The sequence below is a fragment of the Nonomuraea sp. NPDC049378 genome (assembly GCF_055586745.1).
Genome location: NZ_JBVJHP010000002.1, coordinates 342,521 through 365,245, shown reverse-complemented (window position 1 = coordinate 365,245; position 22,725 = coordinate 342,521). Strand labels below are relative to the sequence as shown.

The window sequence follows — 22,725 nt, the reverse complement described above, 5'->3', positions numbered from 1 at the left end:
CCTCTTGCGTCAGGCAGCCGTGTCGTCGGCATCCTCGGCCGACTGCTCGGCGTGCAGTTGCTCGCAGTCGGCCAGGTAGCGAGCGGCGGCGTTGAAGATCTCGCGGGCGGTGGCCAGGTCGGCTTCGGTGACCGGCCCAGCTCCGGTGGTGGAGATGTGCACGTTCGCCTCGATGGAGTAGAGCTCCAGGTACGGGCGCGGGCTGCTGAGCAGAAGACCGGCGCGGACCTTGAGGCCGGACGTGTGGAAGGAGACCCCGACATGCGGCGTGGACTCCGGTCGCAGGGACAGGGTGACGTAGGTGTACGGGCGGGAACTCATGCCGCGACCCCCTGTCCGTCGGGCAGGCCGTAGAAGCTGCGTTCGACGGAGCGGGCGAAGCGGTGGGCCGCGTGGACGAGCTGCCGCGCGAACTCCAGGTCCTCCACCGTCACCGGTACCGTCCGTGGTGACCAGGACGGAGGTGGCGCCGAAGTCGAGCGCCAGGACGGGCTCACGGCGGGCGAACGGGTGGTTGAGCGTGCGGGCGGCGTGCCCGGTGGTTAGCCGGATCACGCTGTTGCGCGGCGTACGGCGTCGGGTCATTTAGGCGGCTTCCTTTCCGGCCTTGGCGGACTGGGCTTGCTGGCGGGGTGGATGCATCTCGCGGACCTTGATCGAGTACGCGAGGCGACCGGCGGCGTTGACGTACGGCGTGACCGTGATGCCGTCGAACGCGACCGGCGTGAACGGCAGCCCCGGCATGGGCTGCGGCGGCACCGGCTGAACCGGCGCGAGGATCTTGACCGCCACTGTCTTCTGGGCGGGCTTGAGGGTCGGGTCACCGTCCATGACCGCGACCTGCCAGACCAGTTCGGCGGTCTGCTTGTCGCGGGCCTGCACGAACCGGCCGCCGGATGAGGCGTCGAAGTCTTTGACGGGCTCGACCTCCCCGACGATGTAGCAGCCGTGCGGGAAGACCATGGAGTAGGTGACGGGGATCGGTCCCTGGATGGCCATGTGGTTCCTCTCGACAGCGGAGGACAGCTCTTCGTTCGCTCGTCCACTTGTCCGCATGAGTTGAGAGTAAGAGATCGCAACTCGTCCGCACAAGTGGTTGAGCGGTAAGTGGTGGGTAAGAGTTAGCTCACCTTGAAGACATCTTCGAGCTCGTGCAGAGTCCCGGGCAGTGCCAAGCTCACCACCATGAGCACGTTGCCGGCCGGATCGTGCACGGTCGCCAGCACGCCGAGCACCGGGTTGGACGACCCGAGCAGTTCGGTTTCGTCCTGGGTGGGCTTGCGCGCGCTGACTCGTTCGGTGATGTGGTCGAAGCGCAGGTGCTTGACCGACTGGAGATGCTGGCGGATGCCCCGCCGCAACGGCTCGGGCTTGTCCAGGTCGGTGCCAATGGCATGTTCCAGCGGCACCCAGATGGTCTCTACCGCCGAGATCACATCGGCTTGCCGCGCCACTCTCTTCCGCGCGATCAGCGGAGTTCCCTCTGCGACGCCCAGCAGGCGCGCGACATGGCGGGGAGCCGGTACGCGCCCCGCCTCCAGGACGGCATCGGCGTTCTCGCCCTGCTCGGTCGTGCCCAGGCTGGGGCGTACGGTCTCGGCCGGGCGCTGGGGCCGGCCTTTGACGAACGACCCGCGGCCGTGCTCGCGTTCGATCCACCCCTGCATGGCGAGGGTCTGCAGGGCGCGCACGACAGTTGTCCGGCCGACTCCGAGTTCACGCACAAGCTGGGTTTCGGAGGGCAGCATGTCACCTGGGGCGTACTCGCCCGATTCGATTCGTTCCTGAATCGTCCGCATGACCTGCGCGTATTTGGGTGGGGCGAAATCCATGCCCATCTCAACCGCCCGTTCACTCTTCCACTCGTGCGCATAAGCACAGTACCGGCTGAGGCAACGCCTGTCAGCGGCCCTGATCCAAAGGACAGCAGGATGTAGCCCGCTCAGGAGCCCTTCACCAGAGCGACGCACCTGGAACAGGCCCTCGATGAAGCGACGGAGAACGGCACCGACCACCCGCACATCGGCAACGGTCCCGCCGACGCCGAACATACGGCCACCTTGGTGCCCGGCTCCACGGCATGCAGCACCACCGTTTGCCCCGTCTCTCTCCACCCGGTCACGTACGCCGGGGGAGCAGGCACGTCGACCAGCTCTTTCAGATCGAGGTCATCCCACCGCAGCGACCAGCGCCGTACGCCGCTCGGCAGGTCCCAGGCATCACCGTCGAGCTCGACCAACGCCGTCGTGCCGCAACTCAGCACCGCCACTACCACGCCCTCACGCCCGAGCAGCTCCGAACGATGAGCACGCGTGTACGCATGACTGTGCAGGGTGTCCACGATCGTCGCCCGCCAGCCGATCCGCGACGACGCTGCCGGGCTCACAACGGCTCCACGGTCCAAGTGGAGCGGAGTTCGGCGTAACGCCTCGCGATCCGGCGAGCTGCCCTGAACGGATCATCCGCCGGGTGCCACGCGTAAATGACCCGGTGGCGATCAGGATCCCATCCGGTACGCCACCAGAACCGCCCGCCGTCGCACCAGACGACCAGGCCCACCCAGACCGAAACCAACGCCAGCCCGTAACCATCATGGACATCAGCGTTGATTCCGTCGTAACGCAATTCCTGTTGAAGCAGCTCGGCCGATCGACAGGGATCGATGGCGATCAGCATCGGGGCGCTCATTTGGCGATCCGCTCAAAAAGGATGTACTCAGCCGGATCGAGGTATGCGCGGAAGATAAGACGGCTTGACACAGCGTCAGGACCCGCGCCGAAGTCATAGACCTTGTGCACGATGGTGCCCTGAACGGAGGCGCCACCGGGGATGCGCCGCATCGCCTTACGCAGCTCGTCCATCGCGGTGGCCTGGAACGCCGAGGACCCGCACGGCCCCAGAACGTCACCCTCCTCTGTGGGGATGCGCACTTCCCAGTCGAACCGCTCCTGCGGCGTCTCGGCCGGCCCCTGACAGTGCAGGCATTCTTCCTGGGCGGAAGCTGCCAGGCCCATCCCTGCGGCCGTCGCGTGTCCGCGCCGGGTGACGATCTTCCATCCCCGTCCGTCGCACTCTGTGCATCTGACTGGCGTTGTCATGCCGGACAGCATGATTGCCCATACTTTTCAGACCTATCCCACGCTGATATACGACCCTTGGATATAGGCTCCGCCGCGCGAGGGAATGCATCATCCGGGCGCTAAAGCCGGAGGTCAGCAATGCAGAATGGCGCGTTCGACCCCATTGAACTACCCGTCACGGTCTGGGAACAGGAACAGACCCGGGAGATTCTCAGAAAGCGCGACATTGCCGGACTTTTCGGTATCGCAGGCAAATACGGCGCCAGCCAGGTCCGCATCGGCACCGCCACCGGCCTCGGCCAGCCCCGAGTCAACGCCATCCTGCACGGCAACGGAACGATCAAAGAACTCGCCGTCATCGAACGCATCGCCGCCGGCCTACGTCTGCCCGATCACGCCCGCATGCTTCTCGGCCTGGCCCCGCTCGACATTGCCTCGCCCACCGGCGACCACGACGACGAACACGAAGAACAAACCACCGAACTCCTCGACTGCCTGGAAGCCGCCTCAGCCGTAGACGCCACCACGGTCATGATCCTGCGCACCGACACCAACAACCTGCGCCTGCTGGACCGCCGTCTCGGAGGCCCCGCCATCGCCGACAAGATGCACGCCCAGATGGCCCAGATCGAGCGCGCCCACCGCCACGCCATCCGCCCCGGCCTCCGCACCCAACTGGCCCACCTCCTAGCCGAAACCGCCTCACTCGCAGGCTGGCAGGCCATCAACACCCTGGCACTCAACGACGCCTGGACCCACTACGAACGCGCCAAAGCCGCCGCCTACGAGTCCGACGACGCCGCTCTACTGGCCTACGTCTCCGGCGAACAGGCATACGTCCTCATGGAACTCGGCCGCCCAGCCGAAGCCACCGAACTCCTCCAGCACGTCCACCGGCAGCACAGCGCCCATGTACCGGCCCGCCTCCGTACCTGGCTCTCAGCCGCCGAAGCAGAAGCCGCCGCCATCCTCGGCGACGAAACCACCTGCCGCACAGCCCTCGACCAAGCCACCGCCCTCCTCCCCAAAGGGGACGGCGACCCGGACATGCCCTACCTATCCATCAATGCTCACCACGTCGCCCGCTGGCGCGGCAACTGTCTCGTCCGCTTCGGCGACCCCGACACCGCCGACGACCTCCGCTCAGCCCTGGCTGGCATGGACGGCACCTACAACAGAGCCGAATCCGGCGTCCGCTGCGACCTCGGCCACGCCCTCCTGGCCGTCGGCGACCCCGAAGCTGCCCAACCGCACATCCAACGCGCACAGCAACTGGCCATCATGACTGGCAGTCGTCGGCAACGCCGCCGCATCGACGACCTGTCGAAAGCCGTCAACCGTGCCCTCGGCCGTTGAGCCACACCTGAGCCTGAAGCAACCCGATCAACGTCCCCGACGTCCAGATGTCCCCGCGGGCAATCATGCCCGGGACCTCGCTCATGGGGACCCACTCAAGCCGGTCGGCCTCCACCTCGCCTTCAGGCGTGCCCACCAGCTCGGCCCCACGCCCCACGAACAGGATGTGCTCGGAGTCGACCATCCCCGCCATCGGCTGATATGAGACCAGACGCTTAAGGCCCGAAGGCCGATACCCGGTCTCTTCCTCCACCTCCCGCAGAGCCGTGACCAGCGGATCCTCGCCCGACTCAATCAGCCCGCCCGGAAGCTCCCAGCCCCATCGATCAAACACGAACCGATGCCGCCACATCATCAGCACACGATCCTGCTCATCCAGGACGACGGCGATCGCAGCCCGATCCAGATGCACAACATGATGCTCAAACCGCTCCCCGCCCGGGATCTCCACATCAGCCAGCCCCAACCGGATCCACCGGTTGTCATAGACCAGCCGCTCCCCATGTACGACCCAGCGCGTCAGCTCAGCGTCATCAGCCACACCGCGAAGCTACCGCCTTGGCCCCTGATCGGTACATGGGTACACCGGAGATGCCAGCCGACACTGCAAGTGGGCTCCGCGCCTGGCGGCAGTGCAAGCTTCGGTGTCGACGCTACAGAGATGGTCAGACGCTTCGTATAGTGGAACCTGTATGCATAAAATGTGCGATTTGTTCGTTTGCCAGAAGGGTTACGGAGTCCTCCAAGTCGTCAGCATCCGCTCGGTTGCGGGCCGCCAGTTCGATTCTGTCGGCGATTTGATCTTCGAGGCTTCTATCTAAGCGTGGGATGCCTACTTCACCCACATCTGCAGGCTCTAGATGCGGAATCGATGTGCCATAGGCATGCCTGAGGATAAGCGGACGGCCGTATGTAGCATCATTGAGCGCGCATAGCAAGTAGCCAGGCCGAATCTTGTCGACCAACGGATTTAGACGAATCAGATCCTCTGAAACCAAGAAGCTAGCGAGTCGGTCGTCCACGAGTCGAACGCTTCCATTGAGCCCGTAAATTTGGCCTGATCGCGCCATTACGATCCAGCCTGGCTTCAGGAAGTAATCTTCTCGATTCTCGATCAACCCGGCATAGATTCTCTTGTTGATGGGTGGGTTCTGATTGAATAAGTCTTCAGCGCTTACATACGGGGTGCCGTTTTCGCCGAAGACTCTTTTGAAGCGATCGGGCCACCAAATCTCTTGACATAGTTCACTTAGCCTGTCGATTCGAATAGCTTTAGACGCCTGAGACCGCTCGATAGACTGAACCACGGGGTTGTAGTGGTATGCATCCAGTCGGCGGCGCCGATGAAGAAGGCTGCTTGCGCGGACTGTGAAAGTCTCATCAATGGTGGGAAGAGGTGCATCCTGCGAGAACGCAGACCGGTATAGGGCCTCCGCCTCTTCGACGAGGCGGAATGCATCATCACGAAGAGAGAAGATTGTGCGTACTTCACTATTGAGGCGGTCAATAAGATGTCCTGGGGCATCCGGAATAGGCAGCATAGCGAGGTGGCCAATCTCGACATGCTTGATGACATGGCCGTAATGGATGCCTACGGCCATATTTCTGAATACCTCTGTACGCATGAAGGCATAGAGCCAACCTTGATCATTAGGCTGTAGGGGTTCCACACGCAACAGGTCGTCCGTTATGAGTTTACCCATATGTGGTGCATGGGCAATTGTGACACGGCCGACGTTGCCGGAGCGAGAAACCAACAACGTGCCAGCATCTACGTATCGTTCAGATGCATTCTCCGTCTTCGCCGCTGAAAGCCACTTACGAGGCATCGGCCGGGCCTCGAAAACCTGGCCGGCCGTCAGGAACGGCACACCGTACTCAGGTGATGTAACGATGCCTTTAAGCCGACTCGGCTGCCATATACGCGCTAGTCGTCCTACCTGAGTCCACCCCGTAGGCCTGGATTCAATTGCGGTACGTAGACCAAAGCCATCAGATAGATAGGACTCTGCTTCCAGTCGCCGGTCGCCGTTTGACAGAGCGGACGCGCGAGTCGTTCCCCAGATAACGTCAGAAGAAGGGACGCGAGGACGTGTGATGCTTTCGCTTATGAAAGCACGGGAACTAGCCATTCCCTAAATGCCTCCGCTATCTGTCCGGTGTTGTCGTCAGGGACTTTCCGAAGGGTCTTGTGTACGCGACGTACGGGTTGGCCATCAATATGTTCCCGTACGGGGACCTCTATTTCCTCGACGATCTCGTTTCCCTCAGAATCGCGGACGTATATAAGGTTTCCGCGCTTATCGTGGCCTATGCGATTGGCAATTGCCATGAAGACGTCATAGTCCTGACGTTTGCCTGCTGCCTCTTCCAAGGCTATCCGCTGCGCCGTCTTCCGTTGAAAAACGAGTATGCTTGTCTGAACACTAGTGCCGGGTTGAAATGTGTCAGGGTGCATATCGACACTTCCCAAGACGGTTGTGTTCCGCAATAGCCAATCGCGAACATACCCAAGGCCGGGCGACCCTAGAATCCCATCCGGCAGGACCATTGCGGCAATGCCTGTGCCTGGCTTGAGGAACTTCACGCAGCGCTCGATAAAGAGGATCTCCGGCGGTTGTGAGCGCTGAAGAGTCTCCTGTTGTACCCACTCGTCAAGGTCGCCGTCGTAGTGCCAGTTATGTCCCAGGTCATATGTTTCGAGGGTTGCGGGATCATCGATGGGAATCTTTGATCCGAACGGCGGATTGGTGACGATAAGATCCACTCCACCGATGAGCGTTCGAAGCCTCTCCGGCCATGTCGCAGGCGCAGTCAGCGAGTTTGCCTGATATAGACCACCCGACCCGTCATTATTCATGACCATATTCATCTTCGCCGCTTTAACGAGATTCGGGTTTAGATCGACCCCAATCATGTTGGCGCGAAGAAAACGGTCGACGCGCTGATGGATAGCTTCCTCAGTTTTGGAACCAGCCCCTCGCCGTGCTTCCTCGGACATGCGGATTTTTGCGGTGACATGGTTCATCGCGGCGATGAGGAATCCACCGGTACCGCAGGCGGGATCGAGGATGATCTTCCGTTCATCCGGGTCGAGCATTTTGACAGCCATATTGCACACATTCCGCGGAGTGAAGAACTCTCCACGGTCGCCGCGTAGATTGGATCCGACGATCTCCTCATAAGCCTTACCCTTGACGTCAATGTCGCTATCGAGCAAGGAATACATCTGCAACTGACTGACCAGGTATGCCACTACGGGCGGATTGAGTTCGATCTCATCCGCAGCCTTGAAGATCTGAGGGAAATCCTTCTTGACATCAGAGAATAGTTTGTCGATACGCTTCTTTACCCTCAGTTGGCCATTGAGTCCTTGCCTATCTGACGCGGCTGCATAAAATTGGATGCTTTGAGAGTAGCGCTCATCCTGTATTTTGCAGAAAATGAGCTTGAGGAGCTCCCAAAAAGCTTCTGGCTTCTGTAGTCCCTGATTGCCGGCGATATAGTTATGGCATCGTCTAAAAGCAAATAGAAGGGCGTCGCTAGAGGCTGGTTTGAGCTGATCGAAGCGCGGGCGATCTGCTTCTTCTTCCGTTTGGCCAAAAGCGGGTAGATCGGGGACCTCGATGGGGCTGTTCTGTGAGCTATCCCATTTGTAGCAGTATCGTTCGCTGCCATTAGTCCACATCCCGTATCTGACACGACGGCATGCAGCCATATAGCTCTTGAGCTGATCGACACCGTCTTTTCTGTCAGACGATCGAGTTGTCGGGGACTTGCACTCGACGATGACAAAAACGTTCTCGGGTTCGCGCTTTTCGCCTGGATAGAACACGACAATGTCTGCGCGTGGCTTGCGTGTTCCCATGCGAATGGTGAACTCGACAGCAATGTCGCTACGTGCGTATCCGTACTCTCTTACGAGAGACTTAGAAATTTCTTGTCTGACGTACTCTTCTGGCGTCTCATTACGCTGTGTCGTCTGATCTATGAAGTCCAGGACCTTGCCCTGCTGGACAATGACTGTTGGGCGCGGTACCTGCGCGTCATCGGTTTCGGATCGTTCCTCGCTTCTCGTCACCAGTCCCTACCCCACAGTAACCATGACTTGAACTGAGCTCTATGCCCCAGTTGTAGGTGTGACCTCTACTGGAGGTCATACATCATGTCGCTACGCAGGGCCAGGGCGAAAGAGGTTGATCAACAGAAAGATAACGATCCAAACGTTTTCTGTCCAGATGCGAACATATATCTGCCTTTGTATGGACATGCCTGTTTTGGTTGGTGTACGTCAAGTTGGACATGTGTCGCCCTGTTTTCGGCAAGGCCGACTGCTGCATGTCCTGGCCAGCCGGTGGGAAGGCGGGTGCCAGCGGAACGGAGTATGGCCGGCGTGATGAGGGTTGCCGAACAGTTCCTATAGGGATCAAGCGGCGGCGCGCCGCGCCGCCGTACAGCGGCCCGTCGCTTGCCCGCCGCCCGGGCATGCGGCCTGGGGGCCGGTCCCGGGCGGCAGCAGCACGGGCCGCCCCGCCGACCACCGATCGCCGCCGACCCGAGCGAACTCGCCGACCCCAGCGCCACGCCGCCACACGAGTACAGCCCTACGATCGCCCCGTGTGGGCATGCCTCCGTAGATGGTCGGGGGCGATCGACGATCCGGTGCTTCGTTCCTCAGCACCGGCTCACCGAGTAGCGGTCGTCGGTTCGTACTCCTGTGCGCATCCCCATGCATCCGCCGACGTGATCAAGACAGTTCACCGACCGGCGCGACGGTATGCGTTCCATCGCCCGTGCACCGCCAAACGGCGATCTCATGGTCCCACCCGGCATGCAGGCCAAGATCGTGCGTAGCGCAGACAGGCCAGACTCTCCAGATCAGCTCCATGATCGTTTCTTGGACGGCATCGGCGACCTCCGCGAGCGCCGTTTGAGGGTCGCTTCCTACCATGGGCGGGATGCCGTTGCCATGGTAGCCACCCTGGAACTCCACCCAAGCATGACCGCCGTTGTCCCAGTCGTGGGTGACCAAGCGGAGCGTACCGGTGATTCCTCGGGCGCGGACGTCGCGCTCCACGACCTCCAGTGCGTGCTCCAGCGTCGCCCACAGACGAGGTTCGAGGGCGAAGGTCGGCTCAAAGTTGGTGTCGCGGAGAAGGCTCTCGCCCAGGCGGGTCAGATCGGCCGTGGTCAGATGAGCGGCGGGGCGTTCGAGAAGCTCCTGCGTTGCCAGAGTGCTCATACCCCATTCCTCCAGCAAGGAGGCCAGTTCGAGGACCGGTTCGGCGTCGAGGCCGCCGTCACCCAATGCCGTGTAGATACGGCCCCTCAACTGGTCGACCACCCGTTTGGCTTGCTCTTCGGAGTGCACGCTGCAGTGTTTCCTACTGCATGAACCCAGACAAGCAAGATCTTCATGTGGTATCGACGATGCACGACTGATCCGGGTCGCTGTCGTTCCCTTGTGAGCGGCCGACAACAGACGGGATGATCTCTGTGCAGGCGAACTGTGCGCGGGTGCGCAACACTGTGATCTCGGCAGGCACACGAACTGATCGCCGCCGTGAACCAGAGTTGGAGCAGTCATCGTGGAGCGCTTGGAAGCTGAACGTCCAACTTCAGAGGTCGAAATACCAGGCCCAGGAGTGACTTTCATCAGGCTCGCGCAGTGCGAGCGTCCACACGACGACGCCTTGATGTTCTTCCTTGCTCAGGCCGAGTCAGCTGGGCTTCACGCCGAGGTAGCCGTGGAAACCATCATGGGAGACGGGCTCGCCGACTTCCTTGAGAACCTGGTGACCGACTTCAGAGGATGGAGCGGAACACGGACATGGACCTCCCATAGAGCTGATCTTCAGCTGGAAGCCATCCACTCTGGTCACTGGGTGGATCTCCGCTGGACCCTTCGCTTTCCGAACCCGAGCGAAGATCCGGACGACATGTGGTCCGCCACAGTTCGCACCCCGATTCTCCCTGGAGAGGCCTTGACCAATCTCGCGCGAGAGGTTCGCAGCTTCCTCTACGACGAGTGAGCTACGCACACCGAGGCCAAGCCTGTGATCGTCGTGCCATTAGCATGCCATTAAGAGAGGTAATGAGGGGTCAACCACGGTCACTCACGACCGACCTCAGGCCCAGGTCAACGCCTCTACAAGCCAAGATCCGTGCAATTCCCAAGCTGATAGCGCGGGAAGATGCTCTTGTGGGAGATCTCTGGGGTGCCATTGATGATCACATCGTCCATGGACGTATCCTTCCGGTCCTGATGATCATGCGAGACGAGTTCGGTGACATGATCCATGAGGCTATCGACAGGTTCGCCGAGCGCTACGAGTACCTCCGGGAGGTGCGGCCCGATGACTTCACGAAGTCTCGCGAGGAGTACGGGCAGGGCTTCTACTCCTAGGAAACCGTTGAGGCGTGGTCGGGTCGGGTTGCAGTTTGGGTTGCAGTTCACTGCCGCATCAGGTCGTTCCAGGAAGACCGGCAATGGGCGTTGGTCCAGGCGGGACTGTCCTGAACGATGGCCCTCCGAACTGCTAATGCGGTTTGGTCGCTTCGTTGGCCTGCTGCGTCTGCGATGGGCCGACAGCAAGGTGCCTCAGTATTCGAAAACGCCATGGGCGGCCACCACGTCACTTGACGCGTTCGGCCGCACCTCGGTGATGCGCTCGGCCAGCAGCAGCGCAGCGGCGAGCCCGCCCTCCGACTTGTCGCCGGCCAGCCCGAGCTCGATCCGGTCGGCCAGGTAGTCTTCCGGGATGCCGTCCTCGTCGCCGCCGTACAGCGGATCGAAGGTGAGGATGTTTCGACCGTCGGCGTAATGGTCGAAGGACGCGACCCTGTTCACGTTGACGAAGACACTCGCCGTGACCGTCCCCGCCGACAAGGGTCGTAGCACCTCGGGCAGCGTGCCCACGAAGCCGTTCGACTCGCTCAGAATGGTCCCGCCCTCGGCCGACCGGGCGCGGATGAGCCCTTCCTCGAAATCGCCTTCCTCGTCATCCCCGTCGTACACGTCAATGCCAAGGCGGGCCAGCGCCTCGTGCGGGGTGAGACCGCGGACAAAGGTCGCACAGAACGCGTCGTCATCGAGCCAGTCATAGCCGCTCATGGGTGGGGATCCTGTTCTCGCGGGACAGATCTTGGAGATGATGGCATGCGAGTCCGACGAAAAGTTGGCACGACGACCTTGAGAGACGGCACCGGGCTCCCTGCTCAGCGACACGCAAGTCCGTAACGTGTGGTCGTGCGGGACGTGACCGCGACGGTAAGACCAGCAGGTGAGGATGCTCACGACGTCTACTGGATCTTGAAATCCGGCGTCGGTGACGTCGAGGCTGGTGGCGCGAAGGGGTGATCGTACCTGCCTTCGCCTCGCGGGATATACGCTGGATGATCTTCTCCGGTAGCGGAAAAGCGAGAGTCGAACCCGGAGGTCAGGGGCCTGATGCAGCTAGGAACGTCGACCCGCTGTACAACCGTCGGCTCAGCCTACGCAAGTTCGAACCTTGCACCTGCCACCAGCGGTAAGTGCAGGTCAGAGGCCCTTCGGGGCCTCTTCTGCGTTTCAGGGGCATGCAGCCAGATGCCCCCGTGAGCAGCCCGTTGTCGCAGGTCCCGGAATATGCCCGGAATGGATCACGGGCGATTTCCCTGGTCGGGGGCCTTGATCCGGAACATTTGCGGATCGCGTGCTCCTGGGAGCGTATGGGGAACGGCGAAGGGTCCCGGTGGCGTTCCAGGACCCCTTCGACGTCGTGACGATCACGCGGCGAGGGCGTCCTTAATCCGCTTGTTGGCGATCTCCTGTTGGCCATCGAGGCACTTGGCGTAGACCCTGAGGAGCACGTCCACGCCGTGCCCGGCTCTCTCGGCTACGTCCGGGGCGCCAAGAAACGCTCCGGAAACAGAGATCCGTGTTGGGTGGTCTGCCATCCTCGCCACAGAACGTCAGGAGCATGGCATGGCCCTTACCGACGATTTCCCCGCCGCCAGCCGGCGCGCTTTCCTGCGCGGAACCGCCATGATGGCGGCTGCCGGGATGGTCCTTCCCTCCAGGGGCACGGCGGCCGCCGCCGTGAAGGATCCCGACCAGTTGTTCAAGAAAGGTGAGTTCGACGAGGCCGCCCGGGGCTACCGGCGGCTGCTGAGCAAGAATCCCAAGAATGCGCACGCTGCCGCCCAACTGGGCTACATAGCCCTGCTGTCCAACCGGTTCGCCGCAGCCGAGCGCTACCTGTCCACCGCCACGGCGCTGGATCCCGGCGACGTGGCCTCGCACCAGCGGCTGGCCGAGTGCTACGTGCGACAGGACAAGCTCACCCGCGCCGTCCCGCTGCTCAAGAAGACCGGCAGCTCGCGCGACGCCGCCTTCGCCACCTTGTACGCTCACCTCACCGGGACGCCCTGGCAGATCCACGGCGCATCGAGCACGCGTGCCCCCTTCGTGTTTCTGGATCCTCTGCCCACCATCGAGGCTTCGGTGAACGGTAGAGCGGGGAAGTTCTTTCTCGACACGGGCGCGACGCTCGGTCTGGCGCAAGAGGTCGCGGAAGAGGCGGGGCTGCGCTCGCTGGCGACCGTGACGGGGGTCGGCAGCGGTCAGCAGATCATCATACACCTGGGCATCCTGGAGTCATTCCGGATCGGCGGGATCGAGATCCGAAACCTACCGGTGCAGTGGAACGAAGGGCACGGAATGGCACTGCCCGACGGATCGCAGCCGGCGGGGAGTATCGGCACGACGCTCTTCTACCACTTCCTGACCACGATGGACTACGCCGGGCAAGCCCTGGTGCTGCGGCGCAAGTCCGCGGCACCAGGGCGAGGGTCCGGCCGGGTCCCGCTATGGCTGGCCGGAGACCACTTCCCGTGCACGCTGGGAAGCCTGGGCGACTACGGGCCGCACATCGTCACCGTCGACACCGGCGGCGTGGGCACCGGCATCAACACGACGGTGGAGTACGCCCAGCGGGCCGGCCTCACGGTGGACTACGATCATCCGAACGAGGTGAACGGCGTCTCCGTCTACCCGATCAGGCCGGACCGGATCAGCCTGGGCAAGGCGATCGGGCGCAACGTCCCCGGCAACGCCGCCGAGAAGTCGTTCCCCGGCTATCCCGGTCCCGGCCAGGCCGACCAGTTCGGGTTCGAGCCCATCGCCAACTTCACCCACGAGTTCTTCAAACCCTTCGCCCTCACCTTCGACTTCGCTGGCATGAACATTTTCATCACCCGCTGATGAGCCGCCGGCAGCGCTGAGGGAGGCGTGAGGTGTGCGGCGGTCGCACCCGGCCCGTCCCGCTTCGGCCGAGCAAGGCGGCCACCATCTACATGACGTGACGGTCGCCGTCACAGGCCCCCATTGTCCCGGAGTCGGCGGCGGTTGCCGCACGTCACCACATTGACCACGGCGGGAACCATGCCGTCCACCACGACCGGCAGGATCAGCATGCCGTTCGCGCCGTTCGCCGTCAGCCAGGGCAGAGTGCCCTCGGGAGCGACGTGCGGCGGCGGCGAGCCGGCGGGGAACGTCTTCAGCAGAGGCCGTCTGCGCCGCGCGGCCTTGACGAAGGCGTTGGCGACGGGAAGCTGTTCCTCGCTGTACGGCGGCAGCCGCTGCATGCCGGGGCGCGCGGCGGTGGCCATCCGCTCGACGACGAACGATGTGCCTCCGTACCGCTCGCCGGTCAGGTCGGTGACGAGGTAGACGCCGCAGCCGTCGGCGAGCTCGGGCACGATGACGTCGGCCGCCTGGGCGATCGGCTCCCTTGTCAGCCCACCGTTGATCGCGGCCGGGTACAAGTACGCGCTCTCCCTGCGCACGGCGATGCGTAACCGCGCAGCGTTCACCGAGAATTTGTTCCGGCTCCGTTACTCGGGGCTGCCCGCCGAGGCGATCTACGGCCTGGAGCGGGCCGCGGGAAACGCGCGCTGGCGGCCGGGCGCTGTTTCCCGGCCGGCACACGCATCGACACCGGGCACGGCCCGCGGAAGATTGAGGAGATCCAGGTCGGCGATCGAGTCTGGGCGGCTGATCCGGCGACAGGCAAGCGCACGCTGCGCCACGTCACCCGGCTGTTCCACCGGACGGTTGACACGCTGGTGAAGATCACAACGGTCAGCGAGGGGCATCGGTTCTGAGTGCAAGCCAGGGGTGGCTCTCCTCACAGGAGCTCCGTCCCGGCGGCGCGCTCCAAAACCCGTCCGGCGGGGCGGAGCGCGTCCTCGCGGTCTCCAAGGCCGACGGGCCGATCGACGTGTACAAACGTACTCCGCCAGCGCTCGTGAAGGATTCGGCCTCGCCACCGCAGGCGTCCGTCTCGCTCGACCTCTTGCGCGTCAGTCCGGCAGCCAGTGCCGCTCGTGCGCCAGGGTTTTGGCGACGGCACGGATGCGGCGGTGTAGCGGCGACTGCTCGCGTGGGAGGACCAGGTGGATCGTCAGGCTGGGCGCGCCCCGCAGCGGTCGCCAGGTGAGACCGGCCGGTTGTGCCGTGACCGCGGCTTCTCCGGCCGGGGCGAGGGTGACCCCGTCGCGCAGGTCGCGCTGAGAGATGTCGAAAGAGACTGCGGGCGTGGTGAATCGGGGGTGTGGTCGGATGTCTCGGAACAGTGCGGACAGCTGATCGTGGATCACGGGGTTGGCCGCACGGTCCGGGAGTCGCAGCGGATACGCGGCCGCGTCGGCGATCTCGATCTCCGGGTATTCGGCCAGCGGATGATGCTGCGCCAGCTGGACCCCGACGCGCATACGCCGCAGCAGGAACCGGCGCACGCCACGGCCCGGCTGTTCTCCGCGGGTGATCCCGGCATCGATGCGGCCGTCGGCGACCGCGGGGGAGATCTCCGGTGTCGCCATCGGGACCGCGCCGACCTCGAGTCCGCTGTTGCCGCGAATCAGCCTGTCCACCAGGGCCGGTGCCGTCTCGGCCCCGGCGCTGAGGCTGTATCCGATGCGCAGCGTGCCCAGTTCGCCGGCCGCCGCGCTCCGGGCGGTGTCCCATGCCCGGTCCAGCGCCGCCAGCGCGGGCGGCGCGGACTCCGCCAAAGCCGCACCGGCCGTGGTCAATGCGACGCTACGCGTGTTGCGGACCAGCAGGGCCGTACCGAGTTGCGCCTCCAATCGGCGCATCCGGGCGCTGAGCGCGGGCTGTGCGATACCGATCCGTGCGGCCGCGCGGGTGAAGTTCAACTCCTGCGCCAGCACCAGGAAGTACCGCAGGCTCACCGTATCCGGCGCCACGTGCCCTCCCTGCCGATTGATAACGATCCGTTCTGAGTCTAGCCCGTACTGGTCTTTCCCTCGACCGCACATCAAGCCCTAACCTGCGCATATGACGATTCAACTGACCGCAGTACCGGTCGCCGGGATCGATCGTTCTGAGTGTCAATGCGAAGTCGGACGTGTCCGGCCCAACACAGGAGGTTTCCATGGCTAAGGGCTACTGGGTCAGTGTCTACCCCGCCCTTTCCGACCCTGAGAGGCTGAATGCCTACGACAAGCTGGCCGGTCCGGCTGTCCAGGCTGGGGGCGGGCGCACCCTGTCCCGGATCCCGTCCCGTGGCGGTCGAGTCGTCGCCCACGAGGCCGGAATCACGCAACGCGTCGTTCTGATCGAGTTCGACAGCTTTGAACAGGCCGTCGCGGCATACGAGAGCGAGGCATACCAGAAGGCGCTGGTGGCCCTCCCCGACGGCTTCGAGCGCGACTTCCGCATCATCGACGGCATCGACTGACCGGCGGGCCCCGCCATCGCTGAGCATCCGTCACCTGATACGCACACGGTGCTGAACGACGACTCACGAGACGAGTTCGAAGCCATGCCCCGCGTCCCAGTTCGTCGTCGACGTCCTCGACGGCCTGAAGCCTGTCGGGCGGATCGAAGAAGCGACGCGACGTCCAGGGCGGCTCGTGCTCCAGGATGCACGATCAGGAAGGTCATCGTCCGGAATTGGCTCTTCCTGATCGTCGAGGTGCAACAGGGCAGCTTCCCAGATATCGACCTGTCCGGCCCTGATCCGCGACAATCATGCTGTGCGTCTCTTCTTGAGGTCGGCCTTGGCAGGGTCCGCAGTTGCGGCCTTACTGCTGCTTTTCCTCCACTGGCCGACCACCGACTCGGATTCCGAGCTCAAGTTGGCAGTGGCGTTCGCGCTGGCGCCCTTCCCGCTCAGCATGGTGGCTGCGTGGTCGGCCCGTCTGCCCTACTGGCCGGCCGTTGGTCTGACGGCCCTCTTCGTCATGTTGGCGGTCGTCGTGCTCCAGCCGGCGTACGACTCTTGGGTGTACGACGAGACACTTGCGTTCGGCTTGCTAATAGGGGTCCCCGTGGTGGTCGGCTTCATGATCACGGCCCTGCTCAGTGCCCTGGTCGCCGGAAAGACCGCACGCCCGGCAGGAGGAGACACGGTGTAGGGCGCAATTGGAGGCCCGGTCACCGTGTTCAGTATTCCGGCTGTTCCGGTCCCAACAGTGGCCGTGCGATATGCGTGCAATGATCATTAGCCTCATGGTCGCGGTACAAGGCCCTGTCGCAGGTAGAAGGCTGTTCCTCCACCGCAACGGTCACGAGCTGTAGATCGTCGGTTCAGCCTGCGCAAGTTCGGACCTTCCACCTGCCACACCACAGCCCCAGCGTCATCTCCCGTTGCGGTACGCTCTCGCGGCCCACGGCCGGTGACGGCGTCCGAGAGGGTCGCAGCCAGGTCTCCGTTGTATGTAGCGTGCGGAAATGACAAGAAGCGAGCGACTCGCGGACCAGCTGGACCGGCACTGGCACAAGAATTTGCTGCCGCGGCTGCACGGTCTTGCCGATGAGGAGTACTTCTGGGAGCCGGTGCGCGGCTGCTGGAGCATCCGCCCACGTGGCACGTCGGCCGCACCGATGTCGGCAGGTTCGGGGGAATGGACGATGGACTACGCGTCCCCTGACCCGGTGCCGGCGCCGGTGACCACGATCGCCTGGCGGCTGGCGCACATCATCGTCTCCTGCCTGGGCTATCGGGTCGGATGGCACTTCGGCGGCCAGGACGTCGACTTTCAGACATTCGCCTACGCGGGGACCGCTGACGAGGCGCTGAAACAGCTCGATGAGATGTATGGGAGATGGAACGCGGGGGTCCGCGAGCTCTCGGACGCTGAGCTGGAGAATCCGCCCACGGTGGGTCCCGAGCGATTTCCCATGGAGGGCATCGTCCTGCACGTCAACAGGGAGCTGATCCATCACTGCGCCGAGATTTCCCTGCTGCGCGACCTCTACCGCTGGCAGGACGTACCGCGCCGAATGTGACTTTCCGGTAATCGGCGATCGAGCTTCTGAAACCTTCGTGGACTCCGTGACGCTCCGCGGCTGCGAGCTTCTGTGAAGCTGCGCCCTCCTGAAGTAGCTGGTCAGGGCGGTGGCGTGAGGATCGTTCGGGTGGTCATGCTAATGCATGAGAGGGGCGCCTCGCTCACTCGCGGCCGGCGTCGGTGGCTAGGAGGAAAGTGACCTCCAGCGCCCCTCGGAGACGACCTCGACGGTGCCGTCGGTCACCTTGATGGCTGTCTGGTCGTCGATGGCGTACGCCGGACCCGCGATGTCGGCGGCCCATCGCTCGGCCGCCGCCATGGTGTTTCCCGGCATGAGCTCGTGACCCAGGTGCGGGAAGATCGAGAAGTCGACGAATCCGAGGGTGAGGTCGCTTCCGGTGGGCGGCGTCCATTCGACGAAGTAGTCCCCGATCCTGGGGGTCATCACCATGCTTCCGGCGCTCACCCCCACCCAGACCGTCTCGGGCAGCGACGGCAGGAGATCCGCTATCCCGGACTGCCGCATCCAGTGGCACAGGTACGTGGCATCGCCGCCGTCCACCAGCAGGACGTCAGCCTCCCGGACCCAGGGGACCCAGCGGTCCTTGCCGATGCTGGGCAGCGCGGTGAGCTCGAGGACGCCCACCGACTTCCAGCCCAGATCGCACATGGGCGCCGGGCTCTGTCCGGCGATGAAGCGCCAGGCCGAGGCCGGCGTGCACATGGGGTGGCCATACTCCGCCGTAGGGATGCAGAGGGCACGGGAGTCGGCGATCGGCTTGCCCAGCAGGTCGACCAGCGCATCACGGATGCTCGTGTTCGTGACGCCCCCGGACGTGAGAAGAAGCTTCAAGATGCCTCCCGATCAGAGCGCGATGGAGCGGTGTGACCTGTAGACCTGGAAGCACTGCGAGACTCATCGCGCCCGTGCACCCAGGAGCGGAACCGGTCGTAGGCGGTGGACCGCCATCGCCCGGGCATCGATCTCGATCGAGGCGGAAATCTGCTTATGCCGTCCGCTCAGAACATCCCGTAGGGAATCTGCGCGGCCTCCGGCACCGGCTGGACGACATCCCAGTGTTCGACGATCTGCCCGTCGATCATCCGCCAGATGTCGACCACGGCGATGCCGCGCGGGTCGTCGTCCGTGGCCATGTGGTAATGCATCACCACATGATCGTCGTCGGCGATGACCCGTTTGAGGTCGAGCCGGGCGCGGGCCACGGGGGCCTCGGCTATGAACGCGATGAAGGCCTCTCGCCCGGAGGGGTTTTCCGGGCTGTGCTCGATGAAGTCCTCGTGCAGGAGGGTTCGGAGCACATCGGTGTTGCCCGCCGCGAACTCGGTGAAGCCGTGGACGGCGAGTTGCCTGTTGCGTGCGGCCTTGCTGCTTTCGCTCATGCGGCCACCGTCGCAGCAGCCGCCCGGCCCTGTCGATTACCTGGCATGTAATCGCGATGATCGACGAGGCGGGGCGATAATCGCTCGCATGACGCACGACCGGCCAGTCGGCGAGTTGCTGCGCGAGTGGCGGCACCGCAGAGGGCTCAGCCAGTTAGATCTGGCGATTCAGGCGGAGGTGTCCGCCCGGCATGTCAGCTTCGTCGAGACGGGGCGGACCATTCCCAGCAGCGCGATGGTGTTGCGTCTGGCCGAGCATCTGGGCGTGCCGTTGCGGGAACGCAACCGCCTGCTGGTCGCGGCCGGCCACGCGCCCGGCGTCCGGGAGCGGCCGCTGGACGATCCGCATCTGGCCTCGGCGCGGAAGGTCCTGGAGCAGATCCTGCGGGGGCACGAGCCGTATCCGGCGCTGGCCGTGGACCGTCGCTGGAACATGCTGATGGCCAACACGGCGATTGACGTCTTCCTGGAGGACGTCGATGCGTCGTTGCTGCGGCCGCCGGTCAACATGATGCGGCTGGGCCTGCATCCGGGCGGGTTCGCGCCGAGGGTGCGCAACCTCGGGCAGGTTCGCGCCTACCTGCTGCCCCGGCTGGCCCGCCAGGTGGCGCAGACGGGTGATGCGGAGCTGAGCGCGCTGTATGAGGAAGTCCTGACGTACGGTCCCGAAGGTGATGCGGCCCCGCTCGATCCCGCCGACCTGGCGCTGCCCATCCGCATCCGCCATCGCGGCGTGGAGCTGTGTTTCATCAACACGGTCACGACGTTCGGCGCCGCTTTCGACGTCACGCTGGAAGAGATAGCCGTCGAGGCGTATTTTCCCGCCGATGACGACACCGCCCGATTCTTTCGGACAGGAGCCGGAGGACCCTCTGAATGAGGGGGTCCAGGCACGTTATGGCTGTGCAGGTCAGTTAGGCAGCGTCTCGCGGAATTCCCATCGCGTTCGGTGATCCGGGCGCCCACCTGCTCGCTGAACGGCTGCGCCCGCAGCACCGCGTTGGCGTATTCCACCGTGAGCTCGAAGGCGCCGGCCACGTCGTGCCTCACAGCCACGTACGCAGATCGTCGATGTCGACCAGCGGCAGCCCCCAGCGCAGGGCGGACGCCTCCAGATCCGCCGCGCCCGCCATGGCGCCGTCGCGTTTCATCACCTCGCAGCAGACGCCCACCGGCGGCAGGCCCGCGGCCAGGCAGAGCGCGACGGTCGATTCGGTATGCCCGGCGCGCTCCCGCAAGAGGCCGGGCCGGGCCGCGATCGGGATGACGTGACCGGGCGAGGTGAAGTCGGCGGGCACGGACTCGGGGCGGGCGAGTTGCCGTACGGTCGCGGCGCGTTCGGCGGCGCTGACTCCGGTGCCGGTGGAGGCGGCCAGGTCGACCGGGGCGTGGAAGGCCGTACCCTGGCGATCTCCCGAACCCGCCAGGGCCGGGATCTCGAGCCGTTCCAGGACCTCCGGTGCGCACGGGACGCACGGGTAGCCGTACACCTCCGTCAGCAGGAAGGTGAAGGCGGCGGGACGCAGGTTCGCGCCGGCGAAGATGACGTCGCCCTCGACCTCGCGAGCGGGATCCCACACCATGACCGCGCCGCCGGCGGCGACCTGCCGCACCGCCTTCTCCACGCCGGTCCGCCCCGACAGATGCCCGGCCCAGCCCAGTGCCGCGACGGCGCGCGCGACGTGGGCGCTCGCCGAGGCGGGGCCTGCCGCCGCCAGACGGCTCACCACGTCGGACTCGATGTTGACGCGGTCGCCCGCGGACAGCGAGGCCAGGGTCGTGCCGGCGAGAGTGGAGGGGATCAGTGCCACCGAGAGGCGGTCCTTGACGATCTCGGCCACGGTCAGGCTCACGCCGTCGACCGCGATGGAGCCCTTGGCGGTGATCTTGCCGATGAACCGTTCCGGTGTGCGGATCCACACCCGCCGCCCCAGCCCCGGGCCGTCGTCGACGCGTACGACCTTGCCCACCCCGTCGACGTGGCCCTGCACCAGGTGCCCGTCGAGAGGGTCGCCGACCGTCAGGGGAGTTTCCAGGTTCACCCGCCGCCCCGGAGCCCGCAGCTCGTCGAACGTCGTCCGGCGCCGGGTCTCGGTGCTGATCGACATGCTGATCAGGTCGCGCTCCACGTGCTGGGCGGTCAGGCGGACCCCTGCGACGTTCAGCGAACCGCCGGCGGCCAGCCGTCCCGCGCACTTGGCCGCCCGGATGCCGATGTCGTCCGCGCCGACGGATTCGACCACGCCGATCTCGTGAACTCTGCCGGTGAACATGCTCATCCCCTTCATGCTGGCGTCGGCCGCGTCCGCCGCGGCCGATGGCGTCAGGGACCGTCATCGGGGTCCGAGAGGGGGCGGGGTTTCACCGCATGGCTCCGGGATCGCACCGGATCGTTCCTCCGCCGGGAGGAATCGGCGGGCTGTCACCGCCGCACCTGGAATCGCACCGCTTTCACGATAACCGCCGTCCGCGCCGATGCCCAGGTTCATGCGAGTGATCGGGCCCGGCACGGCCGTCCGCCGATCTCGGTGCTCCGCCCCTGAATCCGGCGCCGACGGCCCGAGGACGGTCACGCGGCCACGCGCCGGATCTCCTCGACGAGCCGGCCGGCGTCCGGCACCGACAGGACGACCTCGTCGAACTCGCCGCCGGAGCTCGCGCGATCCAGGATCAGGTGGGCGCCGGACTGGTCACGGTTGGCCGCCACCAGCTGGCGGGGCCCGCCGAACAAGCCCCAAACGCCGATCTTGGTGTGGCCTGACACCGCGAGGCCCCTTCTCGCGCCACGGGCGACGCGCAGCGGCTGGTGGGTGACGACCGCCTGCCGTACCGCATGAGCGGGAATGAGCTGCCGGGACCTGCCGGTGAACATCCGCTCCCAGCGTCCGAACTCGATGGTGATCAGACCATCAGTGATCATGACCGTGGCCATGGGTGTCATCCCTTCGTCAAGGGGAGAAGAATCGTCGCCAGCAGCCGGGGCGTGCGATTCCCTCCCGCCTCGTTCGCCAGCAGGGGCTGCACCAGCTCGGCGAAGCCCTGCGCGAAGCGCACGAACTCCTCCTCGTCCAGATGCAGCACCACCTGCTGGTAGCCGACTCCGTCGGCCGGCAGGTCGATGTGCTCCCTCGTCAGGTAGCGCGAGAACTGCGACAGGAGCATGGAGACGAACGCGGTGAAATACCGCGCGTGCTCCTCCCGCGACGCGGCGGCCAGCGCCTCGGGGGTCGGGGTCAGGCCTTCCCGGGGCAGCGCGTAGACGCGCTCCGTCGCACCGCCGACCTTCCGCTCTTCCACCACATCCAGCAGCCCGGCCTTGGCCAGGGCGGAGATCTGCCGGTAGAGCGTCGCCTGCGGCACGTCGGGCAGCAGGCCGGCCAGGTCGGACGCCGTACGGCGGGCACCGGCGACGGCGACCAGGATCCGGATGCGGACGGGGTGAAGCGCCAGCTCGGCCCACCGTTCAGTCGAAACACTCACTCGACTACGTTATCAGTATCGAGAATGAGAATGTACCCGTCCTGTGGGGCCAGGATTCGAGCGAGCAGGTCCGGGCGTTGCAGGGGAGGCCGTGGCCGCGTCCCGCGGCCCG

At 64.6% G+C, this 22,725-nt stretch carries 27 protein-coding genes; 9 read left to right on the top strand and 18 right to left on the bottom strand.

What is annotated here, in order from left to right; translation table 11 throughout:
• Window positions 1-9: 9 nt before the first annotated feature.
• The 6 genes from ACZ6SA_RS06620 to ACZ6SA_RS06595 form a co-directional block, all read right to left on the bottom strand.
• Window positions 10-321 (bottom strand): hypothetical protein, encoded by a 312-nt coding sequence (locus tag ACZ6SA_RS06620; RefSeq protein WP_465826941.1) that lies wholly within the window; start codon window positions 319-321, stop codon window positions 10-12.
• Window positions 322-585: 264 nt separating this feature from the next.
• Window positions 586-999, bottom strand: coding sequence for a plasmid replication, integration and excision activator (locus ACZ6SA_RS06615; protein WP_465826940.1), 414 nt, complete (start codon window positions 997-999; stop codon window positions 586-588).
• A 122-nt stretch (window positions 1,000-1,121) separates the two neighbouring features.
• A complete protein-coding gene (locus ACZ6SA_RS06610; protein WP_465827100.1) occupies window positions 1,122-1,838 on the bottom strand; it encodes a GntR family transcriptional regulator in 717 nt (238 codons plus the stop codon).
• Between the two features lie 104 nt (window positions 1,839-1,942).
• Window positions 1,943-2,386, bottom strand: a complete 444-nt coding sequence (locus ACZ6SA_RS06605) for a hypothetical protein (protein WP_465826938.1) — start codon at window positions 2,384-2,386, stop codon at window positions 1,943-1,945.
• Window positions 2,383-2,676: a hypothetical protein gene (locus ACZ6SA_RS06600; protein WP_465826937.1), complete on the bottom strand. Its 294-nt coding sequence runs from the start codon at window positions 2,674-2,676 to the stop codon at window positions 2,383-2,385. The genes ACZ6SA_RS06605 and ACZ6SA_RS06600 overlap by 4 nt, the downstream gene beginning before the upstream one ends.
• An 8-nt stretch (window positions 2,677-2,684) precedes the next feature.
• On the bottom strand, window positions 2,685-3,098 hold the full coding sequence (locus ACZ6SA_RS06595) for a hypothetical protein (RefSeq protein WP_465826936.1): 414 nt from the start codon (window positions 3,096-3,098) through the stop codon (window positions 2,685-2,687).
• A 120-nt stretch (window positions 3,099-3,218) separates the two neighbouring features.
• Between ACZ6SA_RS06595 and ACZ6SA_RS06590 the strand changes: the two genes are divergently transcribed.
• Window positions 3,219-4,436, top strand: a complete 1,218-nt coding sequence (locus ACZ6SA_RS06590; protein ID WP_465826934.1) for an XRE family transcriptional regulator — start codon at window positions 3,219-3,221, stop codon at window positions 4,434-4,436.
• Here ACZ6SA_RS06590 and ACZ6SA_RS06585 read toward each other — a convergent pair.
• The 4 genes from ACZ6SA_RS06585 to ACZ6SA_RS06570 form a co-directional block, all read right to left on the bottom strand.
• Window positions 4,414-4,977, bottom strand: coding sequence for an NUDIX hydrolase (locus ACZ6SA_RS06585; protein ID WP_465826933.1), 564 nt, complete (start codon window positions 4,975-4,977; stop codon window positions 4,414-4,416). The two genes, ACZ6SA_RS06590 and ACZ6SA_RS06585, sit on opposite strands and share 23 nt — an antisense overlap.
• A gap of 124 nt (window positions 4,978-5,101) precedes the next feature.
• Window positions 5,102-6,307, bottom strand: a complete 1,206-nt coding sequence (locus ACZ6SA_RS06580) for a restriction endonuclease subunit S domain-containing protein (protein WP_465826932.1) — start codon at window positions 6,305-6,307, stop codon at window positions 5,102-5,104.
• Between the two features lie 236 nt (window positions 6,308-6,543).
• On the bottom strand, window positions 6,544-8,517 hold the full coding sequence (locus ACZ6SA_RS06575; RefSeq protein ID WP_465826930.1) for an N-6 DNA methylase: 1,974 nt from the start codon (window positions 8,515-8,517) through the stop codon (window positions 6,544-6,546).
• 666 nt (window positions 8,518-9,183) lie between these two features.
• A complete protein-coding gene (locus ACZ6SA_RS06570; protein ID WP_465826929.1) occupies window positions 9,184-9,807 on the bottom strand; it encodes a hypothetical protein in 624 nt (207 codons plus the stop codon).
• A gap of 274 nt (window positions 9,808-10,081) precedes the next feature.
• Here ACZ6SA_RS06570 and ACZ6SA_RS06565 point away from each other — a divergent pair, with 274 nt between their 5' ends.
• Both ACZ6SA_RS06565 and ACZ6SA_RS06560 read left to right on the top strand, forming a co-directional pair.
• Window positions 10,082-10,468 (top strand): DUF6228 family protein, encoded by a 387-nt coding sequence (locus ACZ6SA_RS06565; protein ID WP_465826928.1) that lies wholly within the window; start codon window positions 10,082-10,084, stop codon window positions 10,466-10,468.
• Between the two features lie 233 nt (window positions 10,469-10,701).
• Window positions 10,702-10,842: a hypothetical protein gene (locus ACZ6SA_RS06560; protein WP_347649287.1), complete on the top strand. Its 141-nt coding sequence runs from the start codon at window positions 10,702-10,704 to the stop codon at window positions 10,840-10,842.
• Window positions 10,843-11,037: 195 nt separating this feature from the next.
• Here ACZ6SA_RS06560 and ACZ6SA_RS06555 read toward each other — a convergent pair whose 3' ends face one another.
• The gene (locus ACZ6SA_RS06555) at window positions 11,038-11,550 is read right to left on the bottom strand and encodes a DUF6461 domain-containing protein (protein ID WP_347649286.1); all 513 of its coding nucleotides are present in this window, start codon (window positions 11,548-11,550) and stop codon (window positions 11,038-11,040) included.
• An 852-nt stretch (window positions 11,551-12,402) separates the two neighbouring features.
• Between ACZ6SA_RS06555 and ACZ6SA_RS06550 the strand changes: the two genes are divergently transcribed.
• The gene (locus ACZ6SA_RS06550; protein WP_465826927.1) at window positions 12,403-13,680 is read left to right on the top strand and encodes an aspartyl protease family protein; all 1,278 of its coding nucleotides are present in this window, start codon (window positions 12,403-12,405) and stop codon (window positions 13,678-13,680) included.
• A gap of 110 nt (window positions 13,681-13,790) precedes the next feature.
• Here ACZ6SA_RS06550 and ACZ6SA_RS06545 read toward each other — a convergent pair whose 3' ends face one another.
• Window positions 13,791-14,291 carry a hypothetical protein gene (locus ACZ6SA_RS06545; protein WP_465826925.1) on the bottom strand — a complete coding sequence of 167 codons (501 nt, stop codon included), beginning with the start codon at window positions 14,289-14,291 and terminating at the stop codon, window positions 13,791-13,793.
• Between the two features lie 81 nt (window positions 14,292-14,372).
• Between ACZ6SA_RS06545 and ACZ6SA_RS06540 the strand changes: the two genes are divergently transcribed.
• Window positions 14,373-14,582 carry a Hint domain-containing protein gene (locus ACZ6SA_RS06540; protein ID WP_465827099.1) on the top strand — a complete coding sequence of 70 codons (210 nt, stop codon included), beginning with the start codon at window positions 14,373-14,375 and terminating at the stop codon, window positions 14,580-14,582.
• Between the two features lie 198 nt (window positions 14,583-14,780).
• Here the strand turns inward: ACZ6SA_RS06540 and ACZ6SA_RS06535 are convergent, their stop codons facing one another.
• Complete coding sequence (locus ACZ6SA_RS06535; protein ID WP_347649283.1) at window positions 14,781-15,683, bottom strand: LysR family transcriptional regulator; 903 nt, start codon at window positions 15,681-15,683, stop codon at window positions 14,781-14,783.
• A 188-nt stretch (window positions 15,684-15,871) separates the two neighbouring features.
• On the opposite strand from ACZ6SA_RS06535, the gene ACZ6SA_RS06530 reads away from it, so the two are divergent.
• The 3 genes from ACZ6SA_RS06530 (at window position 15,872) to ACZ6SA_RS06520 (ending at window position 17,730) form a co-directional block, all read left to right on the top strand.
• Window positions 15,872-16,177, top strand: a complete 306-nt coding sequence (locus tag ACZ6SA_RS06530; protein WP_347649282.1) for a DUF1330 domain-containing protein — start codon at window positions 15,872-15,874, stop codon at window positions 16,175-16,177.
• Window positions 16,178-16,475: 298 nt separating this feature from the next.
• Window positions 16,476-16,856, top strand: a complete 381-nt coding sequence (locus ACZ6SA_RS06525) for a hypothetical protein (RefSeq protein ID WP_465826922.1) — start codon at window positions 16,476-16,478, stop codon at window positions 16,854-16,856.
• 316 nt (window positions 16,857-17,172) lie between these two features.
• A complete protein-coding gene (locus tag ACZ6SA_RS06520; RefSeq protein ID WP_465826921.1) occupies window positions 17,173-17,730 on the top strand; it encodes a DinB family protein in 558 nt (185 codons plus the stop codon).
• A 186-nt stretch (window positions 17,731-17,916) separates the two neighbouring features.
• On the opposite strand, the gene ACZ6SA_RS06515 is transcribed toward ACZ6SA_RS06520, so the two are convergent.
• Window positions 17,917-18,585, bottom strand: a complete 669-nt coding sequence (locus ACZ6SA_RS06515) for a Type 1 glutamine amidotransferase-like domain-containing protein (RefSeq protein WP_465826919.1) — start codon at window positions 18,583-18,585, stop codon at window positions 17,917-17,919.
• 167 nt (window positions 18,586-18,752) lie between these two features.
• Window positions 18,753-19,133 carry a nuclear transport factor 2 family protein gene (locus tag ACZ6SA_RS06510; protein WP_347649278.1) on the bottom strand — a complete coding sequence of 127 codons (381 nt, stop codon included), beginning with the start codon at window positions 19,131-19,133 and terminating at the stop codon, window positions 18,753-18,755.
• 88 nt (window positions 19,134-19,221) lie between these two features.
• Between ACZ6SA_RS06510 and ACZ6SA_RS06505 the strand changes: the two genes are divergently transcribed.
• Window positions 19,222-20,013 (top strand): helix-turn-helix domain-containing protein, encoded by a 792-nt coding sequence (locus ACZ6SA_RS06505; RefSeq protein WP_347649277.1) that lies wholly within the window; start codon window positions 19,222-19,224, stop codon window positions 20,011-20,013.
• A gap of 166 nt (window positions 20,014-20,179) precedes the next feature.
• Here ACZ6SA_RS06505 and ACZ6SA_RS06500 read toward each other — a convergent pair whose 3' ends face one another.
• The 3 genes from ACZ6SA_RS06500 to ACZ6SA_RS06490 all read right to left on the bottom strand — a co-directional run bounded on the left by ACZ6SA_RS06500 (window position 20,180) and on the right by ACZ6SA_RS06490 (window position 22,613).
• Complete coding sequence (locus ACZ6SA_RS06500; RefSeq protein WP_465826917.1) at window positions 20,180-21,406, bottom strand: riboflavin synthase; 1,227 nt, start codon at window positions 21,404-21,406, stop codon at window positions 20,180-20,182.
• A 296-nt stretch (window positions 21,407-21,702) separates the two neighbouring features.
• Complete coding sequence (locus tag ACZ6SA_RS06495; RefSeq protein WP_465826916.1) at window positions 21,703-22,065, bottom strand: hypothetical protein; 363 nt, start codon at window positions 22,063-22,065, stop codon at window positions 21,703-21,705.
• Between the two features lie 5 nt (window positions 22,066-22,070).
• Window positions 22,071-22,613: a helix-turn-helix domain-containing protein gene (locus ACZ6SA_RS06490; RefSeq protein WP_465826915.1), complete on the bottom strand. Its 543-nt coding sequence runs from the start codon at window positions 22,611-22,613 to the stop codon at window positions 22,071-22,073.
• Between the last annotated feature and the right edge of the window lie 112 nt (window positions 22,614-22,725).